The organism is Arthrobacter arabinosi, from assembly GCF_054511115.1.
The window spans coordinates 422,806-434,799 of sequence record NZ_JBTNDF010000003.1 but is presented as its reverse complement, the minus strand read 5'-3'; the positions used below and the strand labels follow the sequence as shown (position 1 = coordinate 434,799).

9 protein-coding genes are annotated in these 11,994 nt (G+C 72.2%); 5 read left to right on the top strand and 4 right to left on the bottom strand.

Annotated features, from left to right (window positions below):
* Positions 1-101: 101 nt before the first annotated feature.
* The gene (locus ACX80P_RS09965) at positions 102-2,153 is read right to left on the bottom strand and encodes a penicillin-binding transpeptidase domain-containing protein (protein WP_459277915.1); all 2,052 of its coding nucleotides are present in this window, start codon (positions 2,151-2,153) and stop codon (positions 102-104) included.
* A 111-nt stretch (positions 2,154-2,264) separates the two neighbouring features.
* Here ACX80P_RS09965 and ACX80P_RS09960 point away from each other — a divergent pair, with 111 nt between their 5' ends.
* Both ACX80P_RS09960 and clpB read left to right on the top strand, forming a co-directional pair.
* Positions 2,265-3,296, top strand: a complete 1,032-nt coding sequence (locus ACX80P_RS09960; protein WP_459277914.1) for a serine hydrolase domain-containing protein — start codon at positions 2,265-2,267, stop codon at positions 3,294-3,296.
* A 74-nt stretch (positions 3,297-3,370) separates the two neighbouring features.
* A complete protein-coding gene (gene clpB, locus ACX80P_RS09955; RefSeq protein ID WP_459277913.1) occupies positions 3,371-5,995 on the top strand; it encodes an ATP-dependent chaperone ClpB in 2,625 nt (874 codons plus the stop codon).
* A 14-nt stretch (positions 5,996-6,009) separates the two neighbouring features.
* Here clpB and ACX80P_RS09950 read toward each other — a convergent pair whose 3' ends face one another.
* Positions 6,010-7,161: a septum formation family protein gene (locus tag ACX80P_RS09950; RefSeq protein WP_459277912.1), complete on the bottom strand. Its 1,152-nt coding sequence runs from the start codon at positions 7,159-7,161 to the stop codon at positions 6,010-6,012.
* Positions 7,162-7,447: 286 nt separating this feature from the next.
* Here ACX80P_RS09950 and ACX80P_RS09945 point away from each other — a divergent pair, with 286 nt between their 5' ends.
* Entirely contained in the window at positions 7,448-7,687 is a 240-nt protein-coding gene (locus tag ACX80P_RS09945) for a DUF3073 domain-containing protein (RefSeq protein ID WP_459277911.1), read from the top strand.
* A 119-nt stretch (positions 7,688-7,806) separates the two neighbouring features.
* Here the strand turns inward: ACX80P_RS09945 and ACX80P_RS09940 are convergent, their stop codons facing one another.
* Positions 7,807-8,967, bottom strand: coding sequence for an ROK family protein (locus ACX80P_RS09940; protein WP_459277910.1), 1,161 nt, complete (start codon positions 8,965-8,967; stop codon positions 7,807-7,809).
* Between the two features lie 210 nt (positions 8,968-9,177).
* Positions 9,178-9,432: a hypothetical protein gene (locus ACX80P_RS09935; RefSeq protein WP_459277909.1), complete on the bottom strand. Its 255-nt coding sequence runs from the start codon at positions 9,430-9,432 to the stop codon at positions 9,178-9,180.
* Between the two features lie 379 nt (positions 9,433-9,811).
* On the opposite strand from ACX80P_RS09935, the gene ACX80P_RS09930 reads away from it, so the two are divergent.
* Both ACX80P_RS09930 and ACX80P_RS09925 read left to right on the top strand, forming a co-directional pair.
* Positions 9,812-10,174, top strand: coding sequence for a hypothetical protein (locus ACX80P_RS09930; RefSeq protein ID WP_459277908.1), 363 nt, complete (start codon positions 9,812-9,814; stop codon positions 10,172-10,174).
* Between the two features lie 84 nt (positions 10,175-10,258).
* Complete coding sequence (locus tag ACX80P_RS09925; RefSeq protein WP_459277907.1) at positions 10,259-11,983, top strand: alpha/beta fold hydrolase; 1,725 nt, start codon at positions 10,259-10,261, stop codon at positions 11,981-11,983.
* Positions 11,984-11,994: the final 11 nt, after the last annotated feature.

The window sequence follows — 11,994 nt, the reverse complement described above, 5'->3', positions numbered from 1 at the left end:
GCGCGGGTGCGCGCCGGAGCATGATCAAGCTGATGCGTGCACTGTGCTGATCCGACCCCCATGTCGTCGAAGTGGACGACCCGCGCCGCGGGCCGGTGGTTCTAGGCGGCGGCTCCGGTGAGGAACGCCTGCATGAGGGGCCCGCCGGAGGTGGAGCCCAGTTCGCCCTCCTCGACGAAGACTGCCACGGCGAGGTCCCCCTGCAGGGCGACGACCCAGGCGTGCGTGCGCGGGGGAGTCTCGCTGCCGAACTCGGCGGTGCCGGTCTTGGCCAGGACGGGAGCCCCCGGGACGTCCTGCAGCAGCTGCGCGCCGCCCTGGCTGACGACGGCGCCCATCAGGGTCTTCAGCGTCGCGGACTCCGCGGCCGTGAGCGCGCTCGGCTCCACGGGATTGGACGAAGCGGGATTGGAAGAAGCGGGACCGGACGGAGCGGCATTGGACGAAGCGGGATTGGACGGAGCGGGACCGGACGGCGACGCTGACCCGGTGGAATCGCCGTCGGGCTCCTGCGATGCCGCGGCGCTCTCCGACCCCGGTTCGAGGTCCGTGGGCTCCCCGGGTGCGAGGAGCGTCGGGGTGACGCGGGCGCCGGCACCGACGGAGGCCGCCATGGTGGCGAGCGAGAGGGGCGAGACGAGGACCTCGCCCTGGCCGATCATGGCGGCGGCATGGGCGGTCCCCTCGGCCGTGTCCGGTACGGAGCCGAAGAAGGCGGGTGTCCCGATGCTCGCCTCGACGCCGATCCCGAGGTCGGTGGCGGCGCCCTCCAGGTCCGCCTGGCTGATCCTGTCCCGGGCGGAGATGAACCCCGTGTTGCAGGACTGCGCGAAGGTCTCGAGGAGGGGGATGGTGCCGACGAACCGTGCGGGGAAGGTGCCGGCGTTGGTGAACCTCCGGCCGTCCACCACGACCTCCTCGCTGCACTCGGTCGGCGTCCCGGGCGTGAACCCCTTGCGCAGCAGCGCGAGGCTCGTGGCGACCTTGAACGTGGAGCCCGGCGGGTACTGGCCGAGGAGCGCCGTCTGCAGGCCCTCGCTGCCCGGCCCGTTGGCGGCCGCGAGGATCTCACCCGTGCTCGGGCGGATCGCCACGATCGACGACGCCGACGGCTCGTCCGCGAGCACTTCCTCGCCGAGGCTCTGCAGCCGCGGGTCGAGGGTCGTGGCAAGGTCCTCGCCGTCCACGGGCGCCGTGGTGAAGAGGCTCCGGGGGGCCGTCGATCCACCGCCCGCAGGCGCCGCGTCGACCGACAGGCCCGGGGTGCCGGCGAGCCGGGCGTTGTGCTGCAGCTGCAGGCCGCCCATGCCGGTGATGTCCCCGGCCCTGATGGCGCCGTCGGACTCCTCGACGAGCTCCTCGGTGGCTTCCCCGACGCCGCCGAGCAGCTCCCGGGCGAAGGTACGGGTGGGCCCGAGTTCGAGGGTGTCCGCCTGGCGGAGCGCTCCGGGGATGGCGTCGATCTGCGCGTCGGTCACGGTCCGGGAGGCGTCGTCGCGCAGCACGAGGGCCACGACGAAGGCTTCCGCGCCGGCGGTCGTCACCTGCTCCTCGTAGCCGGCGGGGTCGACGTCGAGCAGCGTCGCGAGGGCGCGTGCGGAGGCGGCCCGCTGTGCCTCCGGGACCAGCGTCTTGTCGATGCCCACGCGGAGGACGGGCCGCTGCGTGACGATGACCGCGCCGCCCGCACCCGTGATGTCGCCGCGGTCCCCCGGGGTGCGCGTCAGGGTGAGCTTCTCGTCCGGCAGGAGGTCGGGGGCGAAGACACCGGGTTCCCAGGCCGTCCGCCACGAGTCCCCGACGCGCGTGAGGTCCGCCGTCGTGCTGTACGTCCAGTCCTGACCCGTCGCGTCGAGGTCCCAGGTGTACTCGAGCGTCGCGGTCGCCGTGTCCTCGCCGGTCTCCTCGACGCCGGCCACGGTGACGTTCGGCGGTTCCGGCGCGAAGCCCTCGGTGATCGCCGCGAGCTGGGCGGTCACGTCGGCGGGCTCCGCGGCGGTGAAGGTGGACCGCCCGACGTCGAGCCGTGCGAGCCCCTCGGCCAGCGTGGCGGCGGCGTCCTCGGCGGTCGGCCGGTCGTCCGTGCAGGCCGCGAGCGCGAGGGCCAGGGCGACGGTGGTCAGGACGGACGTGGCACGCTGAATTCTCCCCATACGGCCCATTATGTCCGAGGAGCCCGCCACGCCCCGTTCCGCCTGTTCCCCGGGGCGTCGCGCCCGTCGTGGACGCGGCGTACCATTCGAGGTCCACGACCCCCGGGGGCAATGATGCACATCGAGCCACGAACACTCGACGACGCGGTCGTGCGGAACGCGTTCACGGGCGTGGCCACGATCGATGTCGGAGAGCGCCGGACCCTGGAGCGCTGCGAGGGCTTCCTGCACCGGGGTCTGCGCGTGCCGATGACGCCCGACGCGCGCATCGCGATCGCCAGCGGCAGCAAGGCCTTCACCGCCCTCGCGCTGATGCGCCTGGTCGAGGACGGCACGCTCGGGCTCGGGCAGCGGGTGCGCGGGCTCCTCGGCGACGACCTGCCCCTGATCGACGACGCCGTGACGATCGAGCACCTGCTGACGCACACCTCGGGCATCGGCGACTACCTGGACGAGGGCGCCGACTGGACGGCGTCCGCTTACGTCCTCCCCGTGCCCGTGCATACGCTCACCACGGCCAGGGCGTTCCTGCCTCTGCTCGGCGGCCGCCCGCAGCGGTCCGCTCCGGGGGAGCGGTTCGCCTACTGCAACGGCGGGTACATGGTGCTGGCGGTGCTGCTGGAGCGGGTGACCGGCATGACCTACCACGACGCCGTCCGCAGGCTCGTCCTCGACCCCGCGGAGCTGGATCGCACCGGATTCCTGCCACTCAACGACCTGCCGGCGGACGCCGCTCCCGGCTACGTCCTCGACGACGGCGATCTGGTGAACACCCTGCACCTCCCGGTGCTCGGCAACGGTGACGGCGGCGCGTTCACGACGGCGGCGGACCTGCACCGGTTCTGGCGTGCGTTCCTCGACGGACGCATCGTCGCGCCCGGCACCGTCGCGGAGATGATCCGCCCGCGCCACGACGTGCCGGAGGAGGGGCTGCGGTACGGGATGGGCTTCTGGCTGCACCCCTCGGGTCCGGCGGCCGTCCTCGAGGGGTACGACGCCGGCGCGTCCTTCCGCTCCACGCACATCCTCGGGAGGCAGACCACGGTGAGCGTGCTGGGCAACAGCTCCGAGGGTGCGTGGCCCGTCGTCCGGGTGCTCGCCGCCGCCGTCGACGCGGAGCTTCGACGGTCGGGGAATTCCTGACTGTCCGTCAAAGTTGAGTCGGGTACACTCAAGGCGTCAGAAGGATGTCGGCCCAGGCCAGAAAGGAACCGCGCGTGGATACCAACTTCACCACCAAGAGCCGTGAGGTGCTGTCAGCCGCGGCGATGAACGCCTCGACGGCGGGCAACGCCCAGATCGAGGCGCCCCATTTCCTCAAGGCGCTGCTCGACCAGCGGGACGGCATCGCCGTCGCCCTGTTGCGGGCGGCGGGCGCGGATCCCGACACCGTGAGCGTGCAGGCGAGCTCCGCGATCAAGGCCCTGCCGTCGTCGTCGGGTTCGTCCGTGGCGCAGCCGCAGCTCTCGCGGGGCGCCCTGCAGGTGGTCAGCGCCGCACAGCAGGAAGCGGAGACGCTCGGGGACCAGTTCGTGTCCACCGAGCACCTCCTGCTGGCCCTGGCCGCCGACGGCGGAGCGGCGGGCCGGATCCTGCGGTCCGTCGGGCTCACCCGCGAGGCGCTCGCCGCGGAGCTGCCCGGCGTGCGGGGCGAGAAGCGCGTCACGACGCCGGATCCCGAGAACACGTTCCAGGCGCTCGAGAAGTTCGGCGTGGACCTGACCGAGGTGGCCCGCAGCGGGAAGCTCGACCCGGTGATCGGCCGTGACGCCGAGATCCGCCGCGTGGTGCAGGTGCTCAGCCGCCGCACCAAGAACAACCCGGTGCTCATCGGCGAGCCCGGCGTCGGCAAGACCGCCGTCGTCGAGGGACTGGCGCAGCGCATGATCGCCGGGGACGTCCCGGAATCGCTCCGCGGCAAGCGGCTCATCAGCCTGGACCTCGGGTCCATGATCGCGGGCGCGAAATACCGTGGCGAGTTCGAGGAGCGGCTGAAGGCCGTGCTCGAGGAGATCAAGGGCTCCAACGGCCAGGTGGTCACGTTCATCGACGAGCTCCACACCGTGGTGGGGGCCGGCGCGTCCGAGGGGTCGATGGATGCCGGCAACATGCTCAAGCCCATGCTGGCGCGCGGCGAACTCCGGCTGATCGGCGCGACGACGCTGGACGAGTACCGCGAGAATGTCGAGAAGGACCCGGCGCTGGAGCGCCGGTTCCAGCAGGTCTACGTGGGCGAGCCGTCCGTGACGGACACCATCGGCATCCTCCGCGGGCTGAAGCAGCGCTACGAGGCCCACCACAAGGTCTCCATCGCCGACTCCGCGCTCGTCGCCGCAGCCGCCCTCTCCCACCGCTACATCCCCGGCCGGCAGCTCCCGGACAAGGCGATCGACCTCGTGGACGAGGCGGCCTCGCGGCTTCGCATGGAGATCGACTCCGCGCCCGTCGAGATCGACGAGCTGCGCCGCTCCCTCGAGCGCATGAACATGGAGGAGATGGCACTCTCCCGCGAGAAGGACGAGGCGTCCCTCGAACGGCTGCAGGCCCTGCGGGCCGAGATGGCCGACCGCCAGGAGGAACTCGACGCCCTGAACGCGCGGTGGGAGGCCGAGAAGGCGGGCCTGAACCGCGTGGGCGACCTCAAGGCGTCCCTCGACGAGCTGCGCTCGCACGCGGACCGCGCCCAGCGCGAAGGCGACCTCGAGACGGCGTCGCGCATCCTCTACGGCGAGATCCCGGGCGTGGAGCGCGAGCTGCGCGAGGCGCAGGCCGCCGAGGAGCAGACCGCGACGTCGCCGGAGCTGATGGTCGCCGAGGAGGTCACGGCGAACGACATCGCCGAGGTCATCTCCGCCTGGACGGGCATCCCGGCCGGGCGCATGCTGCAGGGCGAGAGCGAGAAGCTGCTCGCCATGGAGGACGTCATCGGGGCACGGCTGATCGGCCAGAAGCGCGCGGTGAACGCGGTGTCCGACGCCGTCCGGCGCGCCCGGGCCGGGGTGTCCGACCCGAACCGCCCCACCGGGTCCTTCCTGTTCCTGGGCCCTACGGGCGTGGGCAAGACGGAGCTCGCGAAGGCCCTCGCCGACTTCCTGTTCGACGACGAGCGCGCGATGATCCGCATCGACATGTCCGAGTACTCGGAGAAGCACTCGGTGGCGCGCCTCGTCGGAGCGCCCCCCGGCTACGTGGGCTACGAGGAGGGCGGGCAGCTCACCGAGGCCGTCCGGCGCCGTCCCTACAGCGTGGTGCTGCTCGACGAGGTCGAGAAGGCCCACCCGGAGGTCTTCGACCTGCTGCTGCAGGTGCTCGACGACGGGCGCCTCACCGACGGGCAGGGCCGTACCGTGGACTTCCGCAACGTCATCCTCGTGCTGACCTCGAACCTCGGCTCCCAGTTCCTCGTGGACCCATCCCTCGACGACGCGGCGAAGCGCGCCGCCGTGATGTCCGCGGTCAACGCGAATTTCCGGCCGGAGTTCCTCAACCGCCTCGACGACGTCGTGATCTTCGATCCGCTGGGCCTGGACGAGCTCTCGAGGATCGTGGACCTGCAGGTCAGGGCCCTCGGCGACCGGCTGCACGACCGCCGGCTCGAGCTCGACGTCAGCGCGGCGGCCAGTGAATGGCTCGCCCTCACCGGGTTCGACCCCGCATACGGGGCCCGCCCGCTCCGCCGGCTCGTGCAGCGCGAGATCGGCGACCGGCTGGCGAAGGGCATCCTCGCGGGGGAGATCGTCGACGGCGACACCGTCGTCGTCGACCGTCCCGAACCGGACGTGGACGCCCTCGGTGAGGACGGGTCCAAGGGCGGCGGACTGCTGGTGCACGCCGCCCGCTGACCCGGCGGGTCGTGTCAGCGGGCCAGCAGGCTCTGGCGGACGGGGCCGCCGTCCTCGACGACGGCGAAGCAGTCCACGCGGCGGTCCCCGTCCGCCCAGGTCCGTTCCGTCGGTGTGGCGCGCAGGAGCGTGACCTGCAGGTCTCCCGCCAGGACGTCGGGGTCGATGCCGGCCGACGCCGCCGCACAGGCAGCCTCCGCGCGCAGGCCCAGCTGGTCACGCCCCGGGAACGCGGCGTCCTCGGCGTAGTTCTCACTCGCCACGAGCTGCGCGTTGTGCGGTTCCCCGCAGTCCACCAGGACGGCCTCCTCCGTGATGTCAGTGAACTCCGCGAGGCACTCCCCGGCGGCGAGCGAGGACGGGTCCACGCGGGCCTCGTCCCCGGCCCCGCCGAACAGCGAGACGAGCAGCCAGATGAGGAGCCCGAGCAGCACGGCGGCGCCGCCGATGATCAGCAGGAGCGGGAGGCTGCTGTTCCCGGCCCGGGTCCGGTCACGTTTCGGGTGGCCCTCGGCGGAGGCGTCGCTGTCCGTCGTCGTCGGGATCCACCCTGCGCGGGTGGCTCCGCCGGTCCCGCCCGGGTCCCTGCCGAGGTCTCCTGGGTCTCCGGGGGCCGAAGGGCCGGTGCGTCCCGGGTCGGAACCGGGATACGGCCCGGGATGTCCCGCACCGGATCCGCCTCCCTCCGGCGAGAAGGCGTAGGCGCCCCCGACGGGGCCGTCCGCCGAATCGCCGACGGGGCCGGCTTCCGCTTCCTCAGTCCTGTGCGCCGCCTGGTCCGCCCGATCGCCCGCGGCCCCTCCCGCCGGCGCCGTGACGTCCGGCGCGGCCTCGACGGACGGGGCGTTCGGGGGCATCGGCCCGCCCACCAGGGTCCCTGCCTCCTCGGCTTCGGCAGCGAGGGCGCGGGCCTCGGCGGCGGCATCGTCGAGCGACGCCGCCTCCGCGATCTCCGGGCTGATGCGTGCGGGTCCGAGGGCGGGCTCCTCGAGGTCGAGGGTGTCGGGGGAGACGGTCAGCTCCGGCTCCAGCGCCTCGGCGGAGATGACACCGTCGTCGAGGATCACGGTGTCGGGGTCAACCACGGCGGCGGTCCCGGGCTCCTCGGTCTCGTCCGGCCCGGACTCGTGCCCGGGGCCCCGGGGTACCTGTTCCTCGTTGCTCATGGCGGCTCGCTGTCTCCTTGCCCTCCCGGTGCCGCATGGTCCGTCCCATGGCCGGCGCTCCGACGTCGGGTCGACTCTATCCACAATCGCCCGCGGAGGGACCGTGCGGCGCGGGATCGCCTGCGCCGGCGTTCTGCGGGACCTCGGTGGGCGCGCACTCGGGTGCCCCCGAAAACATGTAACCTATACTTACGACAAATCGACCAAATACTCCGGGGCCTCGCTGCAGCCTTGGGCCTCGTGCCCCAGTGACCACCTCGGATCGACGCACAAAGGGGGTCACGCCATGGGGCGCGGCCGTCAAAAGGCAAAAGCTACCAAGCAGGCCCGGGACATGAAGTACTTCAGCCCGGCCACTGACTATTCGGCACTGCAGCGAGAGCTCACAGGCCCGGGCAGTCGCGCATCCGCCCGACGTACCGAACCTCTCGAGCCGGTCGAACCGGACTACTCGGAGTATGCGGACAAGTACGCCGACGAGCTCGACGACGACGGCGAGGGGAGCGGCTCGCGCCGCACCGGCTGACCCCGGTCGGCCGTCCTCCTGCGAACCACACGGCGCACCGCCCCTCCGGGGCGGTGCGCCGTTCTGTGTGCCCGGACGGGATCCGCCCGGGACCGCGTCCCGGCCCGGGACGTCACGCCTCAGGAGGGGGACGCGAGGAGGGGCTGTAGGGCGAGCTCCGCGGCGCCGACGAGCAGGAGCTCCGGCCCCAGCGCCGCGCGCCGCACCTCCACACGGCCCGCCAGGGAGGCCGCGTTGACGGCGTCGGCCAGCTGCCCGCCGCCGAAGCCGACGAGCGATCCGAGGAATCCGCCGAGCACGATCAGCGCAGGGTCGAAGATGTTGACGAAGTCGGTGAGGGCGACGGCGAGCAGCCCCAGCTGCCGGTCGGCCTCCCTCCGGACGCCGGCGGGCGGGTCGCCCGACAGCACGCCTTCCAGGGCTTCGATGCCCCCGCCGTCCAGGTCCGCCGCCTCCAGCAGGCGCTCGAGGCGGACCTCCGCGTCCAGGCAGCCCGACCGTCCGCAGTGGCATGCCCGCCCGCCCGGGCTGACGAGCGTGTGGCCCAGTTCGCCGCCGTACCCGCGGCCGCCGACCAGCTGCGCGCCCCCGGTCACGATGCCGCCGCCGATGCCGCTCGCGCTGCCGTTGAGATAGACGGCATCGTCGACGCCGAGCGCCGCACCGAAGATGCTCTCGGCGAGGGACCCGAGGGAGGCGTCGTTCGCGGCCACCGCCGGAAGCCCGAGGGCGCTGCCGAAGGGTCCCGTGAGGTCGGCGTCGTGCCAGCCGAGGTGCGGAGCGACGAGCACGCGGCCCGTGCCCGCGTTCACGAGCCCGGGCAGCGCGATGCCGACGCCGAGCACCCGGTCGAGGCCGGCCAGGGTGGGCTGGAGACCGGACACGATCTCGCGGGTGAGCCCGATCGCGTCCTCGAGCGAGGGGATGCCGCGGGTCTCGCGGCGCACCCTCCGGTGGACGTGCCCGCCCAGCCCGACGACGCCCACGGTCAGGGCGTCGATGTCCGGGTTGACGGCGATCACGGCCACGTCCGGGTTCGCCTGCACGATGGGGCTCGGGCGGCCCACCCGGCCGGCGGCGGCCGGGTCCGTCTCGCGGACGAGGTTCTTCCCGGCGAGCGCGGACACCAGGGCGCCGACCGTCGAGCGGTTGAAGCCGCTGCGCCGGGTGAGCTCGGAGCGGGACAGCGGGCCGCTCCGGTGGACCATCGTGAGGATCTGGGAGAGATTCTGTGCGCGCAGGCCCTCGGTGCCGTTCGCCACGCCGGGTAGTGATCGCACAGCCCTGGGTTCTCCTTCGTCCTGCAGGAGTCCCCTGCGCCGTTGCCTCGCCCTATCGTATCCAGCTCCTCCCGGGCTGCCGTCCGTCAGGCGCGCTGCTGCGCCGGCCGCGCCGCCCGCGCGGGAGACGGGCGGCCCGGCGGTGCTCCGGCGCACCACGAGGCTCGTGGCCGGATCGAGCCGGAGATTGTTCGGACGCTCGCGTCCCGCCTACGCGTCGTCCCTGCTGTACGGGGCCGTGGGTGGGGGGATCTCGCTGATGAGTTCGTTCACCGCGTGGGAGATGAGGTCGCGGTCCAGTGGGGGGAGGCTGAGCAGGCCGTTGAGATAGGCGTCGACGTCGATCTTGTCGGCGTCCCCGGTGAGTTCGAAGTAGCGCATCCACACGGCCTGCAGGTCGAGACCGACCGCGCGGATGGCGTCGAGGGTGCGTCGCCGCTGGTCCTCGGGAGTGGGGCCGGACATCACGGACCCCGGGGTGCACCCACGGGGTGCTGCGCGTGTGTGGTCATGCGGATGCCTGCTCGGGCTTCGACCGGGAAGTGACGCGTGCCTGTGCTCTTCAAAACACCACCGGGGAACCGGAATAGCCCCGGGCAGACACCTATTGCAAGCAAGCTTACCTTCCGGGTACTGGGTCCTGTCGAGCTGCAGGGCGTCGGGGCTGCTGCCGGCAATCGTCCCCGCGTGCCGGGGGCGCAGGAGGGTGGCCCCGGCGTGGAGGGTTCCGGCCGCCTTCTCCGCCGCGCATTAGTAAGCCGGCTTGGCATCTCGGACGCAACCCCGTAGGCTCGGGGTGGAGAGCGGTCGTAGAGAACACTGCGGACCTTCCAGCTCACACCCCATGGACGAGCCCGAGCAGGGCCCCATCGCCGCATCCCGGCCCCTCACCTTCCAGGAGAATCCTTTGGCAAACAGCAACGCCCACACCAACTCCCGCTCCAACAGCGCCACCGGTGACCACGTGGTCGAGACCCGTCGCTCCACCGAGACGAAGGCCTCCACCAAGACCACCGAGTTCTTCGCCTACGTCGCCATGGTCCTCGCCACCGTCGTCACCTCGGTGATGGTGGGTAATGGCGACGGTGGCGGCGATGACATCTTCGACGGTCGCGACGCCATGCAGCTCATCACGTACCTGACCATCGGCTACATGGTGTCCCGCGGACTGGCGAAGTCCGGAAGCCGCGAGTACTACAACGCCTAGCCCCTCCGCTCATCCCCGTGCCATGGATCCTCCGGCACGGGGATGACCTGCATGCGGCACCCACTCCGACCGTCGAGGACCATCATGGCCGACCAGCCGCCCACCGTCATCGACGTGCACGACATCGCCGATGGCGCCGCCGATTCCCCCGCCGTGACACGCGACGGGCCGATGGCCCGCCTGCCGGAGCAGGAGGAGCTGACCTGCCGCGTGCATCGTGCCCGGCGGATCCCCGCCACGGGATCGCCGCGGCCGCTCTTCGTGATGGTCCACGGGCTCGGGATGTCCCACCGGTACTACGACGACCTGCAGCGCGCGCTCGTCGGCCATGGGGACACGCTCGTCCTCGACCTTCCCGGTTTCGGCGGTACGCCCTCCCCGGACCACCCGCTCGGCGTCGATGCCTACGCGGCGGTGATCGCACGCGCCCTGGACGAGGACGGCGCGCAGGGGTGCGTGCTCATCGGCCACTCCATGGGCGCCCAGTTCGTGACCGAGCTCGCCGTCAGCCGCCCGGATCTCGTGTCCCGGCTCGTGCTGATCGGTCCCGTCACCGACACCGCCCACGCATCCCCCGTGAAGCACACCCTCATGCTCGCGGCGGACACACTCCTGGAACACCCTGTCACCAACCTGATGGTCGGGACGGCCTACGCCCAGTGCGGCATCCGCTGGTATTTCGGGGAGCTGCCCGTCATGCTCGACTACCGCCTCGACGACAGGCTCCCCCTGGTCTCCTGCCCGGTCCTGGTGGTGCGGGGGTCCCTCGACATCATCTCGGGCCGCGGCTGGTGCGAGAAGCTCGCCCGCACGGCACGCGACGGCTCCCTGCTCGAACTGGCCCGCCTGCCCCATGCGGCCCACCGGGGAGGTGCCGTCGCCATCGCGGCCGCGCTCCTCGACTCCCTCCCCGGTCGAGGGACCTTGGAGGCGGAGCCGGCCCCGCTGTACTTCACCCGGACCTCGAGGACCTTCCGGCCCGGTTCGCAGGCGCCCGATGAGGTCGTCGAGATGCGGAGCGTCATGGTGGGGGACACGCAGTGCCGCTCCTACCCGGGCAGCCACGGCTCGGGCGCGCCCGCGGTCGGAGCCGACGACGGCACGCCCGCGCCGGTCTTCGTCCTGATCCACGGGATCGGCATGTCCCACCGCTACTTCCGCCGGCTCGGGGCCCTCCTCTCCGCCTACGGCACGGTGCACCTCATCGACCTGCCCGGCTACGGGTGGACCCGCCGACCGACGCACGCGAGGACCATCGGGGGGACGGCGGACCTCGTGGGGAAGCTCCTGGACGACGCCGGTGCATCATCCTGTGTCGTCGTCGGCCACTCCATGGGCGTGCAGAGCGCCACGGAACTGGCCATCGAACATCCGGACCTCGTCTCCCGCCTCGTCCTGATCGGCGCCGCAGTGGACGCCGAGCACCGCACCATTCACCAGCAGGCCCTGAGGCTGGGTATCAACTCGGTCTTCGAGAAGCCACTGCTGAGCATGGTGCAGTTCCTCGACGTCCTGCGCTGCGGTCCGCGCTGGTACGTCGCCCAGCTCGGGCTGGCGATGGGTTACCCGCTGGAGGAGCGGCTGCCCCGGGTGGAACAGCCCGTGCTCGTGCTGCGCGGTTCGCGCGACGTCGTTGCCGGCGTCGCCTGGTCGGACAGGCTCGCGCGCTCCGTACCGCGAGGGGAATCGGCCACCATCGACGGCGCACCCCACGCCGCGCACCACAGCGCCGCCCGCGTCGTGGCGACCACCATCGCCGGATTCCTCCGCCGGAACCGACCTGCGCAACCAGGCGCGCGTCCCGTCTGACACCATGAACG

What these genes read in the sequence shown, in the direction of transcription:
- ACX80P_RS09965 (WP_459277915.1), bottom strand. Translation starts at nt 2,153, where the DNA reads ATGGGGAGAATTCAGCGTGCCACGTCCGTCCTGACCACCGTCGCCCTG.
- ACX80P_RS09960 (WP_459277914.1), top strand. Translation starts at nt 2,265, where the DNA reads ATGATGCACATCGAGCCACGAACACTCGACGACGCGGTCGTGCGGAAC.
- ACX80P_RS09950 (WP_459277912.1), bottom strand. Translation starts at nt 7,161, where the DNA reads ATGAGCAACGAGGAACAGGTACCCCGGGGCCCCGGGCACGAGTCCGGG.
- ACX80P_RS09945 (WP_459277911.1), top strand. Translation starts at nt 7,448, where the DNA reads ATGGGGCGCGGCCGTCAAAAGGCAAAAGCTACCAAGCAGGCCCGGGAC.
- ACX80P_RS09935 (WP_459277909.1), bottom strand. Translation starts at nt 9,432, where the DNA reads ATGTCCGGCCCCACTCCCGAGGACCAGCGGCGACGCACCCTCGACGCC.
- ACX80P_RS09930 (WP_459277908.1), top strand. Translation starts at nt 9,812, where the DNA reads ATGGACGAGCCCGAGCAGGGCCCCATCGCCGCATCCCGGCCCCTCACC.
- ACX80P_RS09925 (WP_459277907.1), top strand. Translation starts at nt 10,259, where the DNA reads ATGGCCGACCAGCCGCCCACCGTCATCGACGTGCACGACATCGCCGAT.